Below are 15,871 nucleotides of genomic sequence, written 5' to 3'. Positions count from 1 at the left end.
AGCCCTGACACCGACAGCTACCTTCAGGCAATTAGTATTTCCCGAGGTTCGAGGCGCTCGTGTCACCCAGCTTTCCTTTCAACGACGAGAGGTGCGGCCAGTGTTGGTTCAGCGATCGGCTCTGCTCGGCGCATTGTGCGGTGTAAGCGTTTCCGTATTGGTTGCGGTATCCGGCAATGCGGCCCCGCCAGGCAACGGCGGCTGCTACCAGGGCGGGCAGGTGGCCGGCTGGCTGGTGCCCGGGACCGGCAGCGCGGGTCAGAACGTGCATCAGGAAGTCAACATGTGGATCTGCGAGAGCCCGCTGCTGCCGGGCATCGACGCCGGGAAGCTGACCTACGAAGTCCCCTTCGGCGGCGGCCCCGGCTCGGCCCGATTCAACTGGTCCGACGGCAGCGTCAGCAACGCGAACGGCGGCGGCAACAACCTGTGGAGCATCACCGACGGCCCCGCCGCCGGTCACTCGATCCAACTGAACCTCATCGACGACAGGACGACCGACGCCAACGGCGACATCTCCGACGTCTACATCTTCCAGTCGGCGATCTTTATGTCCTGACCCGACCCGGTACCGGGGTTATCCGATGATCGCCTGCCCGGGCATGCCGCAGGTGCTGCCCGCCGGTGCACCCGTGAGGCGCTGGCCGATCCACTCCAGGGCGGCCGGGCTGCCGGCGACGTTGCCGGTGAGGTGCTCGACGCCCGGGAGTCGGTGATAGGTGACGTTCACGCCGCGGGCGCAGTAGTCGCCGATGAGCGCGTCGGTGTCGGGGAGGGGCGCGGTTTCGTCGTTCATCGCGTGGTAGATGTAGAGCGGCATCGATGGTGTGCCGTAGGTTCCGGCGCGCAAAGTGCCTACGACAGCCGCGATTTGGGGAATGTCGAGCAGGCTGACGCCGCCCGGGGTGACGGTGTGGTCGCTCAGGCGCATCATCGGGTAGGCGGCCTCGAGTTGCAGCAGGCAGGAGTTGCCGACCGTGTTGCGGAAGCCCGCGTCGGGGAAGTAGGACTCCATGCTGAGCTCGGGGTAGGCGCGCCCGATGCCGAGTGCGGCGGCCGCGGCGATCGGTCCGGAGAAGGTGCCGTCGATGGCCCGGGCGGTCGAGGCGATGTCCACGGTCACCCCGCCCGCGGCGACGCCACGCAGATTGAGTTCCGGCGCGTAGTCGGCGGCGAGTTCCGCGGCGAACTCGCTGCCGCGCGCGCCGCCGGAGTAACCGAAGATCGCCGTCGGTGTCGCGGGACCGGAAAGCCCTGCGGGCGGGAAGTTCTCGGCCGCGCGGATGGCGTCGAGAGTGGTGCGGCCCTCCACATAACCGGCCGCGAATTCACCGTCGGGCCCGAGATAGTCGGGGACCACGACCGTCCAGCCTCGCTGCAGCGCTTCGGCGAGATAGACCATGTCCATCCCCATCACGCCGGTCGTCAACTGCGTACCGAGCCCGGCCTGCATTTGATACGACGGAAAGCATTGCGGTGCAAGGGCATCGATGATCGCGTCATATGCCAGCAGTACCGGCGGCTCGATCCGATTCACCGGCCGCAGGATCGTCGCCAGCGTCGTCAGAGGAGCGCCCTGGGTGGTTTGGCTGACATACCGCACCTGCCACGCCGAGAACGCCGCCCCGGTCGGAATGCTGGGGATGGACACCGGATGGCTCTCCACCACCACCCCCATCCCGCCCGGCTCGGCGGCAACCCCGACCGGCACCGCGGCGATCGCGGCGACAAACACGCCCATCACCAGGGCGCGAACACTGCACAGCCTCCGGCATCGCATCGATTCCACCTCGTCGTCGAAAGGGAGAGGGAGCCAAGCAGTCGAGCTGATCCGGCGCCAAACCTATCGACCCCGCGGCCACGCCCCCACGCAACACGCGGTCAGGGCACGAGCACGATTTTTCCGTGGGTGCGGCGGCGTTCGAGTTCGGTGTAGGCCTCGCGGACCTGCGCCAACGGGTAGATGTTCGCGATCGGGACTTCGAGGTGTCCGTCGGCGATCAGGGCGACCAATTCGGCGAGCGCCTCGGCGCCCGGCCTGCCGTCGGCTCCGGGTTCGGTCTTGACCCCGTGCTTCGCGGCGGCCGCGAAATCGATGAGGGTGTCGATCCGCTGGCTCGAGACGCCGAGGGCGAGGGCCAGTTCGACATACCCGTCGCCGTAGGCGTCGATGAAGGCATCGATGCCGTCCGGTGCGGCGGCCTCGAGCCGATCGATCACGTCGTCACCGTATGCGACGGGAATCGCGCCGTGGCTGCGCAGCCATTCGTGATTGTGCTCGCTCGCCAGGCCGATGACCGTGGCTCCGGCACGTCGCGCGAGCTGAACGGCGAACGAGCCGACCCCTCCGGCGGCTCCCGCGATGACGACGGTCTCGCCCTTTTCGAGCTGTACGGAATGCACTGCCCCCCAAGCGGTTACGCCGGCGATGTACAGACTGCCCGCCACCTCCCAGGGGACGTTCCTCGGTTTGGGTGTGAGGTTGTCGACCTCGACGAGGACCAGCTCGGCGTGGGAGGACCGCTGCTCGGAGAACCCGATCACCTCGTCGCCGACCGAGAAGCGGTCGATTCCGGCGCCGACCTCGGCGATGACTCCGGCGAGATCGCTGCCCTGCCCGGAGGGGAAGGTCGAGGGGAAGATGTCCATCATCTCGCCCCTGCGCAATGCCGCCTCGCCGGGGTTGATGCCGGCCGCCTTCACCTGCACGAGCACCTGCCCGTCCCCGGGGACGGGGCGGTCGACCTCCTCGATCCGCAGGACGTCGACTCCGCCGAATTCGTTGTACCTGACTGCTTTTGGCATGGTCGTGCTCACCAGGCCACCGCACCGGCGTCGTCGAAGAATCCGCCGGTCGGTCCGTCGTCGGGCAGGGTCGCGAGGCGAATCGCGATTGCCGCGCCCTGTTCCGGTGTGCGGACGCCACGAAAACCGTTGAGGTCGGTGGAGGTGAAACCCGGGCAACCGTTGTTGATCAAAATATTGGTGTCGCCCAGCTCTTTGACGTATTGGATCGTGACCGCGTTGAGAAACGTCTTCGATGCCATGTACGCGGTGATGGCGTAGGAACCGATTTCGGAACTCGGCAGGCCGGGCGTGGTTTGCAGGGTCAGCGAGCCGACGCTGCTGGACATATTGACGATCCGCGGTGCGGACGAGGCGCGCAGCATCGGCAGCATCGCGTTGGTGACCCGGATGACCCCGATCACGTTGGTTTCCACGACGGTTCGCACGGTCGCGGGATCGACCGTGGTGGGTGTCTGTGGATGATCGCCGACGATCGCGGCATTGTTGACCAGTACATCGAGCCCTCCGGCCTGATCGGCGATCAGTTCGGCCGCCGCGGCCACGCTCGCGTCGTCGGTCACGTCGAGCGGTACCCCGAACGCATCGACCCCGTCCGCGCGCAGCTTCTCCACCGCGAGGTCGAGCCGTTGCGGATCCCGCGCACCCACCCCGACTCGCCAGCCGAGCCCGCCCAGGCCCGCGGCGATCTCGTATCCGATTCCCTTGTTCGCGCCGGTCACCAGCGCAATCTTCTGTTCACTCACAGCGCCGATCCTGCTGCGGCCTCGCCTGTCCCGTCCAAGACCGATCGGGTGAGCGGCGATACCGCACGGGTATCGGTCGTGGTCATCGCCGGATACCATGACCCGGTGGAGACGCGGGAGATGCGATATTTCGTCGCCGTCGCCGAGGAGTTGCACTTCGGGCGGGCGGCGCAACGGCTCGCGATGGCGCAACCGCCACTGTCGCGGGCGATCCAGCAGCTGGAACGGCGGCTCGGAGCCGAACTGCTGCACCGCGGTTCGCGCGCGATCACCTTGACCGAGGCCGGATCGGTGTTGCTGCGCGAGTCCCGGCTCGCGCTGGAAGCGGTCGAGGCCGCCGAACGCCGCACCCGCCGCGCCGCCGCCGACCGGCCCGGAATAGTGCTGGCCACCAAGGCTGGAGCCGCCAGCGAACTGGTGTCGAAACTGCTGCACGCCTACGCCGCCGAACCGGGCGCCGTCGCGGTCGAGGTGATGCTGTGCGGGCCGGGCCAACCGGAAAGCCTGCTGCGCAACGGAAGTGCCGACGTCGCCCTGCTCCACCGGCCCTACGACACGACATCCGGACTCGACACCGAGGAGCTGCACACCGAAGGGCAGGTCGTCGTCCTGCCCGCGGGTCACCCCCTCGCCACCCGGACACAGGTGTCACTGGCCGAGGTCCGCACCCTGACGAACCTGCCCTTGCCGCGCTGGCCCCGACCCGACGGCAGCTACCGGGACGGCCCCGGCCCCCAGGTCCGCGACCACACCCAACTACTCCAACTGATCGCCCTCGGACTGGCCTGCGCCGTCGTGCCCGAGTCCCTGGGAACCCAACTCCGCGACGACCATGCCGCCGTCCCCGTGCCGGACGCACCGCCCGTCACAACCGTCATCGCCTGGCCACCACACAGCAGATGCAAAGCCGTCGCCGACTTCGTCCGCACCGCGACCCGCCTCTAACCGAGGGCCTTTCGGAAGGCGCTGAGGGTTGTCTCGCCGGGTGTGCGGTCCAGTATCGCGAAGGTGATCTCGTCGAAGTGCCCGTCGAACCGGCCCCCGTCGGCCAGCAGGGCACGAAAGATACCGGCCACCACGCCAGGATCGTTGCCGTAAGCGCCACAGCCCCACGCGCCCAGCACCAAACGTCGATAGCCAGCGGCTGTTTCGAGAATTCGCTCCGCGCGGGTGGCCAGTACCGCGGGCACTCGATGGACCTCGCCGGGCTGCTCCTGCGCGATCACGTTGGACCGAGGTGCCGGGGCGGTGAGAAAGCCGACCGCATAGGGGCTTTCGAGCAGAGTGCCCAGGTCATCTCGGAAGACGGGCACGGCGGGAGACAGGATTACCCGGTCGCTGTAGAAGGGATCCGGTGTGCTGCGGTGATATTCGTAGTATTCCGGCACCGCCAGCAGCGTGGTGTACAACGCCGACGCCCGGCACAAAGCCTCTTCTTGAGTGCGCGCCCCTAAAAGGTAGTGCCCGCCAGGATTTCGCGCGGACGCGAAATTCAACACGGCAACCGCCTCCGAATCGGCGTCGACCATCCGCCGTGCCGCCTCGAGACTGCTCTCCCCGGTCACCCGGATAACGCCGGCGCCCCCGCTGCGCGTGCTCACCGCAACCGGCTCGGGCCCGTACATCCGAGTGCCCTCAACAGCGGCCCGCACCTCCGACGCGAGCGACACATAGTGTCCGCTCGGTGCCTGATAACCCCCAGCTGCGATGATCCGCTCGTTGTCCGCGGCAATGGCTCGCAGGTCTTCGCTCACGCCCGCAATGCTCTCATGGCTTGACCAACCGCCCGCGCAAGCAGTCACGTAATAAGCTGCGGGCCAATCTTCTTCGACAATGCGCCGACGGCGACCTTGGTCGCGAGGACGGCGATAAGGAGGCGGTTCGATGCAACGCTGGGTGACAATCTGCCTGCCACCGGATGCGATCGACGACGTGGAATCCGCGATCACCCAAGCCCTTGCGCCTTTCGGAATGCGCCGAGGCTTCCCGAAGCGAGATATGCGTGACACATGGCAGATTCACGATGGCGGAGCCGGAGCCGGCTTCTACGTCCGTCCGGGCCACGAGGACGACCCACGCCTGATCCACGACGGCCCCAACCAATTCGGCATCACGCTCCTCCCCACCCGAGGCGAATGCGCAGGCGGCCCGAAATCCCTACTGAACGTCCCGATTCACAACATGTCAGAACCCGACATCCTCACCCTGGACGGTTGGTGGATCGAGCAGAGCGGCCTTCGCCGCCATAAGGATTCGCCCGAGAACCCCTCCGTCGAGAACCAATTCGACCGCCCGAGCCCACCGCCCGACATCGAAAACTACCTGGACACCCTGCCCGACGACACAGTCCTCGTCCGAGTCTGCTGCCACAGCTAGCGAAAGCCCCGGGTATCAAACCTGGAAAGCGAGACGGCCATTGCTACTGCCGAGAACGCCGCGCACAGCAATACCGCCCAGCACAGTGATCGCCCTGACGCTGTCGCCCCGAACGCGAGAAGTACTCCGGTGCCGAGCGCGATGCAGAGTGTCGCCGAAAGACGTTGTGTCAGTTGCAGGAATGAGGCCGCGACACCATGCAGGGACGGTGGCGAGAAGGACAGGGTGACGGCTCGCAGCGGGGGTTCCACGACACCGCCGGAGAGACCGGAGGTGATCTGGAGCGCCGAAATGATCAGGAACAATGGCCATCCGTCGCTGCACAGAGCCGCGATCGCGCTCGCAATGAGACCGACAGTCTGCACCACGAGTCCGTAGGTGATCACCGCTGAACCGTGGGTCGCGAAAAGCCGTTGCCCCCAGCGGGCCGCCGCGATCCGCGCCAGGGCCGAAGGGATCAGCGCCACGGCGATCGCCAGCGCCGGGATGTCACACACCTGGAGGAAATAGATGGTCTTGATGGTGCCGAAGGCCAAGACCGACCCGAACCACAACGCTGCCACCACATTTCCGGTGACAAAACCTCGTGAACGCATCAGCTCGGGTGCGAAAAGCGCCAGCCTGCCGCGGCGGGCATAACCGCGCTCCCACAGGACGAGACCGACAACGAGTAACGCGCACGTCGCAAACAATCCCATAATGGCGGGCGCCGGCAATCCGGGTTCGATCACCGGGATCGTCACGAGGATTACGAGCCCACCGAGCACTGTGATACCCGGCAGATCGAGGTCGGTCCTGCGTCGCCTTCGCGGCACGCGGGGGAGACTTCGGGCACCGAGCACGATCGTCGCGATCGCGAACGGGGCGGGCAGCAGCAGTATTACCCGCCAGGCGAATTCGGTCGGCAACGCCCACAGCGCGGCGCCGGCCAGCATGGGCCCGGCGATCGCGGCCCATGCGCCGGCAGAGGTGTATCCGGCCAGTGCGCGTAATCGAGATCGTCCGGTGAAAGTGTCCTGGATGACAGCGAGAACCTGGGCGCTGATGACCCCGGCGCCGAATCCTTGAACCAGCCGCCCGCCGATGACCGACCACGCACCGGAAGCGATTGCCGATGCGACGCCGCCGGCCAGAAAAAGCGAGAGTCCGGCGATGAGGAGCCCGCGCCGCCCGTACGCATCGCCCAGCCGACCGGCAGGGGCGAGCCCGAGCCCGAACATCAGCGAGAACGACGCCAGGAACCATTGGATGTCGGAGTCGGCGAGTTCGAGTGACGATTGCACCGCGGGCGCGGTGAAGGCGACCACCGCGCCGTCGAGAAGTGTCGCGAAACCCGCACCGAGACAAGTCCACAACGCCATGCGTTCGTCGTTGGCGTTGGGAGCCGGTTCGATCGGCGGGCCGGCCGAGACCCCGGCCCCGGCTTGCCCACCGGCCGCGAAGGATGCGGTCTCTGTCATCGCGGAGCCGACCCGGTCGGAGCCCAATTCATCCGATGATCTTGTCCGCGGTGTCGCATCCGCAACAGAGTTTCGCTCGCGATGAACCGTGTCGGTACCGGCACCACCGGGATCAACGGCGCTGCAGCGCATCTCGTGCACCCTGGCGACCCGGTGATCCCGATCGCGTCCACCGCATCGTCAAAGCGTCTGCCCTGAACCAGCCATCCGCATTCGTGCCCCCGGGGTGGCACGTACAGCATGGACACCGGCCGGATCGACTATGACCACGCCGTTGTCACCGATATCGCCGCTCGCCACACCCGTGAACTCGCTGATCGGCCCGAACGTGCGGTGGTCGTGCGACGGGGGCATCTACTGGCGCGAGCACCTCGATCCGGGCCACTGGCACAGCAAACGCAAGAAACGCCGCCGATCGTGCCTATGGCAGGAAGAGCAGCTTCCGCTGGTGGACTGCGTGGGCGTAATGGTCGTGTCGGCGTCAGAATGCGGGCACGTCACTGGTGGTGGCATTGCCGGTGATCGACGGTTTCAGCCCCAGCTCCCAGTCCGACGACTCGTCGAATGGCTCGTCGAATTTCTGGAAGCGGCGGTTGCGCGTGAAGCTGAGCGTGGCCTGGTCCCAGTCGGTGCCGGACTTCAGGTAGACGAAGTAGGTGCCGGCGATCCCATTGAGGGTCGCCTCGGAGTTGGCTTGCACGTAGATCGTCGCCTGCGGCCGCTTGGGGTCGCCGTTGGTCACCACCACCGCGAAGTCCTTGTTGTCATCGTTGATGATGCGAAGCGTTCCCGAACCGACGAGCCCGTCCTGTTGGACCACCTCGCCGTTCTCGCCGCGGCGGTTCAGCAGCGGCGCCGCGGAGGTGGTCGTGGTGGTCACCGGGCTCGCCGATGTGGTCGTGGTCGTAGTCGTGCGGGTGGTCGTGGAGCGTGCCTGGTCCTGTGCGGTCGCACACCCTGCCAACAATGCCGCGGCCGCCATCGCGGCAGCAGCCAGCCCGCCTGGTTTCGTCATCATATTTCCCCCTGTGTTCATTCTTGCGCCAGACCGGCTCCCCGGTTCGAGTATCGCTCGAAACCTCCTGGAAGTCAGCCCGATTGGCGGTCACCGCCGGTCATGTAAACGGGGGTTGTCCCCGGGCGGCGGCACCCCGATTACACTCATGCGCTACCGATGGGGAGATCGGCAAAAGGGGGAAATCGTGAGTGTTACTTCGGGATTGCTCGCGTATCTGCAAAGCGTGGTGCAAGGCATCTTCGCCGCTGGCGCCGGTGCATTGTTGTACGCCTTGGTGATCGGCGCGACGACCCTCGAAATATCATGGGCCGCTGTTGGTTTGGGAGTGCTCGTGGCGCTCGCCCAGTTATGGCGGCCCTGGACGAACATGCTGTCGGCCGGGCCCGTGCTGAGCGGTCTACTGGCGGGTTCCGCCGCGATATTGACCCTCGGCGCCGCCGCGTGGGGGGCCGCCTATGGCACGGTGCTGCTCAACCTGTGGCATGAGGATCTGCGGATCGGGATTGCCGAGGGCTGGCACCTCGCTCTTACCGGCGGCATCGGTGTCGTGTTCTGGCTCGTGGGCGCGGGCGTGGCGGCCGCCACCACGTGGCAAGTTCCACGCGAGCAATCCGGCAGCGAGTAGACAGGACATCGCCGACCGCGCTGACCAACTGCCCGAAATCGTCCACACGGCAACGACAATCGGTACCGCCACACCCAACATGCCACAGACGACGATCGACAGCGCCAGTGTCCATGCTGTACGTGCCCCCGGTCGGGTTCGAACCGACACTGGGCGGATTTTAAGTCCGCTGCCTCTGCCAATTGGGCTACGGGGGCGTCTGGGTCAGACTACCGAGCCGTACGGTCGTGCTGGTAGCAGGTATTCGGGGAATGGGGTTAGGGGGTGGGGGCGATCATGATGGGGGTTTGGACCGAGAGGAGGAGGGATTGGCTGGTGGAGCCGAAGACCTTGGAGGTGAAGCCGCCTCGGCCTCGGGTGCCTACCACGAGAAGTTGGGTGCCGGTGGAGAGTTCGAGTAGGGAGCGTTCGGGGGTGTCGTGGGTGGTTTCGCGGTCTATGCGGACGTTGGGGTAGCGCTCCTGCCAGCCGGCGAGGGATTCGGCCAGGACGTAGTCGTCGAGGGCGTCCATTTCGGGGTCGTCGGAGGAGCCCTCGGCGTGCAGGGCGATGACGGCGACGCCGCGGACTGCGGCCTCTTCGAGGGCGGCCTGGATGGCGGGCTCGCTGACCTTGGTGCCGTCGACGCCGACCAGGATGGGGCGGGTGGGCAGGTCGGGCGGGAGTGCGACGCCGTCGCGGACCACGACGAAGGGGCAGTGGGAGCGGCGGGCGAGGACCGAGCTGACCGAGCCGAGCAGGGCGCGGCGCAGGGTGCCGCCGCCGCGGGCGCCGGAGACCACCATGCGCGCGGAGTGGGTGCGCTCGAGCAGGGTGGGGATGACCGAGCCGGTGGCGAGTTCGGTGGTGACGGTGAGGTCGGGGGAGACCTTGACGGCTTCCGCGGCGGCGGCCTCGAGCAGCCAGTTGGCGTGCTCCTCGAGGCGGGTGTAGTCCTCGGTGGTGAGGACGGTGCCCAGGCCGAGCCCCTCGTCGGGGCTGATCTCGAGGACACGCAGCAGGTGCAGGGGCAGGTGGTGGAGGGCGGCGGCGTTGGCGGCCCAGGCCGCCGCGGAACCGGCCGATTCATCCACGGCGACGACGATGGCTTCACCGTTCGACATGCTGTGTCCTCTCTCCCAGTGGCGAATCCTGCGGTGCGGCTACGGGAATAGCTGAGCGGTCGCTATCGACCCTACGCCGCGACCGGCCGGGCGCGGGCGAGCGGCACCGCGCAGCGAGTGTCGGTGGCGCAGCACGGCGAGTGTCGATCGCACGGGACCCCGGGTGTCGATTGCCCGAGGTGCGGCAGAAGCAAACCCCGCGTCCCGGCCGAGGGGTGTACGGGACTCGGCCGGGACGCGGGGGCGGGCCGTCGAGCGGCCCATGGGGACATCCTGATACCTCAACCTCACTCGAGGTCAAGGCGAGGCGGCCGACCAGGGAAAACCTGGTCGGCGTGCAGCAGGAGCTCGTCCTCCGGCCGCTGATGGAAGGGCAGTGGCCTGGCCGTGAGCCTTGCGGTGCGACCGGTCGGTTCCCCCGATCGATGCAGCCACACGAACCCCTGCCCCGCCACCTCCACGGTCCGCGGCAGCACCTGCTCCGCCAACGGCCGAAACCCGTTGTCCAGCACCAGATACACCGGCCGAGCCCGTAGAAGCGGCCACGCCCGCGCGAAATCCGGATGCAACGGCAGCGCCGCGACGTCCTCCTCCGGAACCCACCGCGCCGCCTCGGTCTCATGGTCGAGCCGAACCGGCAACTCGCTCCGCGCATCAGCCACGACCGTCGTGAAGATCCACCCGCCGAGCGCCCGCGTCGTGACCCGCTCCCCGCGGATCACCACCTGCCCGGGCTCGATCCCGACCTCCTCCCACGCCTCCCGCAACGCCGCCTCGCTCGGTCCCTCATGACTGTCACACGCCCCACCCGGAATCGTCCACGTCCCCCGCGTCCCTGCCCGTCCCCGCGCCCGCAGCTGCAAAAGAACCGCGCAACAGGAGGATTCGGCCATAGGCGCCCGCAACAGCAACCCCGCCGCCCCATACCGCCCCCAATGCCGCACCCCGTCGAGATCGCGAAACCACCCGTTGCCATCGCCACGCACCCAACCCACTCTTCGACCGGAACCCGCGCGGGTCAAGGCCGTTCGGCCCCTTCGGGCCAGATCACCGTCACCGGCAGACCGCGTTCACGGGCGGTGACCACCACGTCGGCCGTGCCGCCGTAGCCGCGGGCGGGCAGGCCGTCCCAGACCGCCAGGAGCTCATCGGATTCGTCGAGCATGCGGAGGCTGCCGGCTTGGTGGGCTTCGGGATCGGAGGTGTCGCGGTCGAGTTCGATGATGCGGGTGGCGGCGGCCACGAGGTGGTCGTAGATCGGGTGGTGCGAGGTGGGCAGGCTGGCTCGATACGAGCGCGCGGGGACGACCGCGATCAGGCGGCCGCCGGCGTCCAGGACCGCCTGGGCGAACAGCGAATCCGGGCCGTCCGCAAGACAACTCACGCCGACCAGGTCGGACGCACCCGGTCGAATGCGCAGCGCCACCTCGAGCCGCAGGGCCCGATCCACCAGCGCCAGCGTGCCCGCGGGCAGCCCGCGGTGCCCGGTGATGGCGACGCTCGTCATTGATCGTCTCGTCCGTAGAGGGTCGCGAGGGCGTCGTCGAGTGCCCTCGCTTCGACGGTACGCGCGGGCAGGTCCGCGCGGAATGCCCTGGCCAGCCGGGTGATTCGCTCACTGTGATAGGTGATCCCGACCAGCAGCGCGCCCGCCGCGAGCGAGCATCCGCCCTCGATGTCACCCGAGCGCGCCAGCACCTGGGCGTGCTCGACCTGGGCCAGCGCGCGCGGCTTCTCCGCGGTCAACGCGGCGTCGGCGTTCTCGAAGGCGATGTGCGCCGCGCGATTGTCGCCCAGCCGGGTGAGCGCGCTGGCCTGATACCGGGCCGCCTTGGGCCCGTCGAACACGAACACCCACGGCCACTGCGGTTCTCCGCGCTGCCGATCCACCAGCCGCTCGGCGCGCCGCAAGGCCCCCAGCGACGCGGCCCGATCCCCGGTCGCCGCGTACGCGACCGCCAGCAGCGAGGACATCCACGCCCCCGCACTGTCGGGCACATCGGGACCCAGCTGCGAGGCGGCCGTGCGCAACAAGGTCAAACCCGCTCTGGCATCGCCCATTTCGACCGCGTAATGCCCCAGGCTGGCCGTCATGTAGGACACCAGCAGCGGATGATGCGTCCGCTCGGCATGCCGGATGGCCTCCACGTACCGCCGCCGCGCCGCCGCGTCATCCCCGCGATCGGCCGCCAACCACGCTGCCAGCCCGGCGATTTCGGACAGTGCCCGGAACCCGCCGGAGGTCCGCAGCCGGTCCCGCACCACCCCGGCCACCAGATTCAGGTGCGCGTCCACCACCGGCGCCAGCCGGTCCGAGGGCACCGAGGATTCCATCCGCCGATAGTTGGCGGTCGGCCCGGCCATGGTGTCGATGAGCTCGGATTCGGTTGGCGCGGAATTACTCAGCACCACATTGGCGGCCACCACCAGGGTGCTGGAAAGAAACTGCTTGCGGTTCACGGCCTCGTCATCCACCGGGCGATGCGGCGTCCGGAAGCCGAGTTCGGCGTCGGTCGCCACATTCAGGACCGCCCGCAGCGCGGCGCGGTAATGCTTTCTGGGCCATGTCGTTTCGCCTCGCTCCCACTTGCCGACGTGTCGTTCATCGACGGCCCCCCGCTTGCTGGTGACCCGGAAGACGTGGTCGTTGACGGCATCCGCCAACTCCCGGCGAGTCATCGATTGTCCCGGCGCTCCGGGGGATTCCAGGCGCAGCCGAGCCTCGATGAGCAGCTCGTTCCGTCCGGTCACGGCATGCGGCCTCTCTGCTGGACCTCTCCCGAGAATAGGCTTTCCACGGATTTGCCGCGCCGCCATGACCCCGATTTGCCCCGTACTTTCCCCACCGCACGCCATCGATCAAATCGGGTCGGCGGACCAACCTTGAAGTCGGCACGGTCGCCACAAGTGAAAACTCCAAGGAATAGCCATGACATCGGAACCCGGCGCGATCGGATGGTTGCGGAGCGACATATCCGGCGAACGTCAGCAATGGGATGAGGCCCGGATTCGCATCATGGCCCACCGCCTGGGCTACGACCTGCGCAAGACGGTGGTCTTCGGCCCCTGGACCGACCGACCGGTCCACCGGCTCCGCGTCCTCGTCTCCCGCCTGGCCCTGGACGCCGTCATCGTCCCCAGCGTCGACCACTTCGAAGGAGGCTGCGTCCCGGCCGAATTGGTAGCCGTCGCCGACATCATCACCGTCACCCCGGAGAACACCTACGCCCGCTACGCCACCGGAGATCTGCCGGAGAGGTTTCCGGCGTTACCGCAGAAATTCGAGGCGTAGCGGGCGTAGGGGTAGTCGGCGTCAGCGCCGAGTAAGCGGCGGGCGAAGTCCGAGATGTTCGCGGAGGGTTTTCCCGGAATAGCTCGTCCGATACGAACCGCGGTCCTGGAGTTCCGGGATCAGGCGGTCGACGATGTCGTCGAGACCGGTTGGGACCTTGTATGGGGTGATGTTGAAGCCGTGGCTGGCGCCTTGGCGGACCCAGCGGGTCAGCTCGTCGGCGACCTGGCTCGGGGTGCCCGCGAAGCCGAAGCGGGCCGTGGTCTCGATGGCGACCTGGCGGAGGGTCAGGCGCTTCGAGTCGGCGAGTTCTCGCCACTGGGCGACGATGGTCTCTCGGTTCTGGCCGTCGCGTTGGGCGCCGCGGGTGGACGAGATCACCGAGGGCTCAGGGTCTTCCGCGGGGAGCGGGCCGTCGGGGTCCAGGTGGGACAGGTCTCGGCCCCACACCTGACCGGCGAGCGAGAGGGCGGTGGCGCCGGTGATCTGTTGTTCGATCACCCAGCGGCGCTTCTCCTCGACCTCGGATTCGTTGTCCGCCAGCACGATCTGGGTGCCGGGGAGGATGCGGATGTCATCGGCGGGGCGGCCCGCCGCGACCAGGCGGGCGCGGATGTCGTTGGCGAAGTCGAGCGCCGGGTCGAAATGGGTTCCGAAGGGGGAGAAGATGACTTCCGCCTGCGCGGCCGCGAAATCGCGTCCGGCGGGGGAGACACCGGCCTGGAAGATCACCGGGTGACCCTGCGCGCTGCGCGGGACGGTCGGGGTGATGGCCACCTTGAATTGCGTGCTGTCGTGTTCGACCGTGCGCACCGCGGTCTCGGACCAGGCGTCCCAGATCTCGCGGGCCAGGCTCAGGAACCCGGCCGCGCGCTCGTAGCGCAGCGAGTGATCCAGGAACCCGCCGCGGCGGAAATTCTCACCGGTCCAGGCGTTGTCGGTGGTCACCACGTTCCAGCCCGCGCGCCCGCCCGACAGCACATCCAGACTCGACAGCCGCCGCGCCAGATCGGCGGGCTCGTTGTAGGTGGCATTCTGCGTGGCCACCAACCCGATTCGGCGCGTGATCCCGGCCAGCGCCGCCAATTGCGTGATGGCGTCGGGCCTTCCGGCGATATCGGTGTCCAGCAACTGCCCGTCCTGCTCGCGCAGCCGCAGGCCCTCGCCCAGGAAGAACGCGTCGAACAACCCGCGCTCGGCGGTGGTGGCGACGTGACGGAAGGTTTCGAAGTCGATCTGCGACCCGCTACTCGGATCCGACCAGACGGTGTGGTGGTTGACGCCCTGGAAGAAGACGCCGAAATGCACCTGGGCGTCGGGGAAGGGGACCTCGGTCATCGGGCGAGCTCCTTGGCGTAGCGGTTGACGGGGCGGGGCAGGCCGAGATTCGCGCGCAGCGTCGAACCCGGGACCGGGCGATGGGCGAGGCCGGCGCGCAGCAGGGCGGGCAGGACGTAGCGGGCCAGGATCGGGAGGGTGTCGTCGACGACGGCCGGACGCAGGCGCACGCCGTCGGCGAACGAGGAGAGCTCGGTCAGCCGGGCGACCAGGTCGGCGGCCGCGGCCTGCGTGTCCACGGTCGTGTCCAGGTCGACCAGGACTCGCGAAACACCCGCTGCCCGTGCGTTTTCGACCGCCGCCCGGATCTCCGGCAGCGTCGCGCCGCCGACCAGGGCGACATCGATGCCCTCGGAATCTCCCGTGCCGTAACCGAATACGACGACCTGCCCCTGCGGCGGGCGCGGCACGATCGCCGGACCCTTCACCGAGAAGGTCTCGCCGATGAAATCGATGTGGTGCAGCTTGTCCCGATCCAGGAACTTCCCGGCCGCGTAATCGCGGATGACCGCGTCGTCTTCCCATGAATCCCACAGTCGCCGTGCGACTTCGATGGAATCGACCCGTTCGCGCCGCAGTTCGGCCTCGGTGGTGCGCGGGGTGGCACCCCAGGTCCGCGCCGCGCCCGGATCGTCGACGGCCAGCCATCCGGCCCGCCCGCGCGAGGCGTAGTCCAGGCTCGCCAGCTGGGACGAAACATGGAAGGGCTCAGCGTAAGTCGCGGCGATGGCCGGGACCAGTCCGAGGGTGCTGGTGGTGGCCGCGACGAATCCGGCGCGGACGCTCGCGTCCAGCCGGCCGCCGGGTTCGGGGCCCGGGTCGATGGAATCGCCGATGGTCGCGAAGGTGAAGCCCGCGTTCTCGGCCGCGTGGACCCGGGCTCGCCAGGTGGCGGGGTCCGGGGCGGCCCCGTCGAGTTCGATTCCCAACGCGAACAGGTCCGTTCGATGTGCGCTGTCGCTCGCCATAGGTTGGACGATTGTCGAACCGGGCGCGGGCGGCCACCGTTGCCGTCACGGTGATCCGAACCCGGGCGTGCGTCAGTGACCCAGCTCACTTCGCGATGGGTTGCATATACCCCTAGGGGGTATTAACTTCGTCATTCGTA

17 protein-coding genes, 1 tRNA gene and 1 pseudogene are annotated in these 15,871 nt (G+C 67.9%); 6 read left to right on the top strand and 13 right to left on the bottom strand.

What is annotated here, in order from left to right; genetic code table 11:
* Positions 1-157: 157 nt before the first annotated feature.
* Positions 158-559, top strand: coding sequence for a hypothetical protein (locus ON43_RS28670; protein WP_040812486.1), 402 nt, complete (start codon positions 158-160; stop codon positions 557-559).
* Between the two features lie 18 nt (positions 560-577).
* Here ON43_RS28670 and ON43_RS28665 read toward each other — a convergent pair whose 3' ends face one another.
* From ON43_RS28665 to ON43_RS28655, 3 genes are all read right to left on the bottom strand, one after another.
* Positions 578-1,780 carry a lipase family protein gene (locus ON43_RS28665; protein WP_157514228.1) on the bottom strand — a complete coding sequence of 401 codons (1,203 nt, stop codon included), beginning with the start codon at positions 1,778-1,780 and terminating at the stop codon, positions 578-580.
* A 101-nt stretch (positions 1,781-1,881) separates the two neighbouring features.
* Entirely contained in the window at positions 1,882-2,805 is a 924-nt protein-coding gene (locus tag ON43_RS28660) for an NADP-dependent oxidoreductase (protein WP_040812609.1), read from the bottom strand.
* An 8-nt stretch (positions 2,806-2,813) separates the two neighbouring features.
* Complete coding sequence (locus ON43_RS28655; protein ID WP_040812481.1) at positions 2,814-3,551, bottom strand: SDR family oxidoreductase; 738 nt, start codon at positions 3,549-3,551, stop codon at positions 2,814-2,816.
* Between the two features lie 48 nt (positions 3,552-3,599).
* Between ON43_RS28655 and ON43_RS28650 the strand changes: the two genes are divergently transcribed.
* Positions 3,600-4,496, top strand: a complete 897-nt coding sequence (locus tag ON43_RS28650; protein WP_218003389.1) for a LysR family transcriptional regulator — start codon at positions 3,600-3,602, stop codon at positions 4,494-4,496.
* On the opposite strand, the gene ON43_RS28645 is transcribed toward ON43_RS28650, so the two are convergent.
* The gene (locus tag ON43_RS28645) at positions 4,493-5,305 is read right to left on the bottom strand and encodes a TIGR02452 family protein (RefSeq protein ID WP_040812605.1); all 813 of its coding nucleotides are present in this window, start codon (positions 5,303-5,305) and stop codon (positions 4,493-4,495) included. The two genes, ON43_RS28650 and ON43_RS28645, sit on opposite strands and share 4 nt — an antisense overlap.
* Before the next feature lie 130 nt (positions 5,306-5,435).
* Between ON43_RS28645 and ON43_RS28640 the strand changes: the two genes are divergently transcribed.
* Entirely contained in the window at positions 5,436-5,927 is a 492-nt protein-coding gene (locus ON43_RS28640; RefSeq protein ID WP_157514227.1) for a hypothetical protein, read from the top strand.
* Here the strand turns inward: ON43_RS28640 and ON43_RS28635 are convergent.
* Positions 5,924-7,387 carry an MFS transporter gene (locus ON43_RS28635; protein WP_157514226.1) on the bottom strand — a complete coding sequence of 488 codons (1,464 nt, stop codon included), beginning with the start codon at positions 7,385-7,387 and terminating at the stop codon, positions 5,924-5,926. The two genes, ON43_RS28640 and ON43_RS28635, sit on opposite strands and share 4 nt — an antisense overlap.
* 93 nt (positions 7,388-7,480) lie before the next feature.
* Here ON43_RS28635 and ON43_RS47220 point away from each other — a divergent pair.
* Positions 7,481-7,555: pseudogene (locus ON43_RS47220) on the top strand (aspartate 1-decarboxylase); the annotation flags it as partial.
* 313 nt (positions 7,556-7,868) lie between these two features.
* Here the strand turns inward: ON43_RS47220 and ON43_RS28630 are convergent.
* Positions 7,869-8,267, bottom strand: a complete 399-nt coding sequence (locus ON43_RS28630) for a hypothetical protein (protein WP_051179392.1) — start codon at positions 8,265-8,267, stop codon at positions 7,869-7,871.
* Between ON43_RS28630 and ON43_RS45095 the strand changes: the two genes are divergently transcribed.
* Complete coding sequence (locus ON43_RS45095; RefSeq protein WP_157514225.1) at positions 8,260-9,030, top strand: hypothetical protein; 771 nt, start codon at positions 8,260-8,262, stop codon at positions 9,028-9,030. The two genes, ON43_RS28630 and ON43_RS45095, sit on opposite strands and share 8 nt — an antisense overlap.
* 123 nt (positions 9,031-9,153) lie before the next feature.
* On the opposite strand, the gene ON43_RS28620 is transcribed toward ON43_RS45095, so the two are convergent.
* From ON43_RS28620 to ON43_RS28600, 5 genes are all read right to left on the bottom strand, one after another.
* A tRNA-Leu gene (locus ON43_RS28620) sits at positions 9,154-9,227 on the bottom strand.
* Between the two features lie 60 nt (positions 9,228-9,287).
* On the bottom strand, positions 9,288-10,133 hold the full coding sequence (locus ON43_RS28615) for a universal stress protein (RefSeq protein WP_040812475.1): 846 nt from the start codon (positions 10,131-10,133) through the stop codon (positions 9,288-9,290).
* 287 nt (positions 10,134-10,420) lie between these two features.
* Positions 10,421-11,026, bottom strand: a complete 606-nt coding sequence (locus ON43_RS28610; protein WP_245568798.1) for an NUDIX domain-containing protein — start codon at positions 11,024-11,026, stop codon at positions 10,421-10,423.
* A 125-nt stretch (positions 11,027-11,151) separates the two neighbouring features.
* Positions 11,152-11,640, bottom strand: coding sequence for a hypothetical protein (locus ON43_RS28605; RefSeq protein WP_040812473.1), 489 nt, complete (start codon positions 11,638-11,640; stop codon positions 11,152-11,154).
* Positions 11,637-12,884: an NsdA family TPR-like regulatory protein gene (locus ON43_RS28600; protein WP_218003388.1), complete on the bottom strand. Its 1,248-nt coding sequence runs from the start codon at positions 12,882-12,884 to the stop codon at positions 11,637-11,639. Before ON43_RS28600 ends, ON43_RS28605 begins: the two co-directional genes overlap by 4 nt.
* Positions 12,885-13,062: 178 nt before the next feature.
* Between ON43_RS28600 and ON43_RS28595 the strand changes: the two genes are divergently transcribed.
* On the top strand, positions 13,063-13,425 hold the full coding sequence (locus ON43_RS28595) for a hypothetical protein (RefSeq protein WP_051179391.1): 363 nt from the start codon (positions 13,063-13,065) through the stop codon (positions 13,423-13,425).
* Between the two features lie 21 nt (positions 13,426-13,446).
* On the opposite strand, the gene ON43_RS28590 is transcribed toward ON43_RS28595, so the two are convergent.
* A complete protein-coding gene (locus tag ON43_RS28590; RefSeq protein WP_040812472.1) occupies positions 13,447-14,763 on the bottom strand; it encodes an NtaA/DmoA family FMN-dependent monooxygenase in 1,317 nt (438 codons plus the stop codon).
* Entirely contained in the window at positions 14,760-15,731 is a 972-nt protein-coding gene (locus ON43_RS28585; RefSeq protein ID WP_040812471.1) for an LLM class flavin-dependent oxidoreductase, read from the bottom strand. Before ON43_RS28585 ends, ON43_RS28590 begins: the two co-directional genes overlap by 4 nt.
* Positions 15,732-15,871: the final 140 nt, after the last annotated feature.

The sequence above is a fragment of the Nocardia concava NBRC 100430 genome, from assembly GCF_000308815.1.
Lineage (GTDB): Bacteria > Actinomycetota > Actinomycetes > Mycobacteriales > Mycobacteriaceae > Nocardia > Nocardia concava.
Note: the sequence above shows the minus strand (reverse complement) of the source record. Positions and strands in the feature narration are given on the sequence as shown.

Excerpts from the sequence above, each read along its gene's own strand:
- ON43_RS28665 (WP_157514228.1), bottom strand. The coding sequence starts at position 1,780 with ATGCGATGCCGGAGGCTGTGCAGTGTTCGCGCCCTGGTGATGGGCGTG.
- ON43_RS28660 (WP_040812609.1), bottom strand. The coding sequence starts at position 2,805 with ATGCCAAAAGCAGTCAGGTACAACGAATTCGGCGGAGTCGACGTCCTG.
- ON43_RS28640 (WP_157514227.1), top strand. The coding sequence starts at position 5,436 with ATGCAACGCTGGGTGACAATCTGCCTGCCACCGGATGCGATCGACGAC.
- ON43_RS28635 (WP_157514226.1), bottom strand. The coding sequence starts at position 7,387 with ATGACAGAGACCGCATCCTTCGCGGCCGGTGGGCAAGCCGGGGCCGGG.
- ON43_RS28615 (WP_040812475.1), bottom strand. The coding sequence starts at position 10,133 with ATGTCGAACGGTGAAGCCATCGTCGTCGCCGTGGATGAATCGGCCGGT.
- ON43_RS28610 (WP_245568798.1), bottom strand. The coding sequence starts at position 11,026 with ATGGCCGAATCCTCCTGTTGCGCGGTTCTTTTGCAGCTGCGGGCGCGG.
- ON43_RS28605 (WP_040812473.1), bottom strand. The coding sequence starts at position 11,640 with ATGACGAGCGTCGCCATCACCGGGCACCGCGGGCTGCCCGCGGGCACG.
- ON43_RS28595 (WP_051179391.1), top strand. The coding sequence starts at position 13,063 with ATGACATCGGAACCCGGCGCGATCGGATGGTTGCGGAGCGACATATCC.
- ON43_RS28590 (WP_040812472.1), bottom strand. The coding sequence starts at position 14,763 with ATGACCGAGGTCCCCTTCCCCGACGCCCAGGTGCATTTCGGCGTCTTC.
- ON43_RS28585 (WP_040812471.1), bottom strand. The coding sequence starts at position 15,731 with ATGGCGAGCGACAGCGCACATCGAACGGACCTGTTCGCGTTGGGAATC.